General features: G+C 55.1%; 1 protein-coding gene. It reads right to left on the bottom strand.

The window, feature by feature from the left end:
- On the bottom strand, positions 1 to 216 hold a 216-nt coding region (locus tag H8K36_RS19100), incomplete at both ends, for a hypothetical protein (protein ID WP_186918101.1).

Raw genomic sequence — 216 nt, 5'->3', positions numbered from 1 at the left:
AGGTGACGTTGGTGCCACCGACCGTAATGCTTGCTAAACCTGCAGGAGCGGTAACCGTGAAGCTGTTTGCTGTTGCAGTTGCCGTTTCTGCTACCGTCATGTCGCCCGCAGAACCTGCATTGCTGTCCGGGATCGTGACCGTTGGACCACCATCGGTATTACCATTGATCGTGATCACCAAAGTCGCCGTTGTCGTACTGCCGTCACCATCGGTTA

This window comes from Affinundibacterium nitidum, assembly GCF_014284155.1.
GTDB lineage: Bacteria > Pseudomonadota > Gammaproteobacteria > Burkholderiales > Burkholderiaceae_D > Undibacterium > Undibacterium nitidum.
This window is presented reverse-complemented; position numbering and strand designations above follow the sequence as displayed.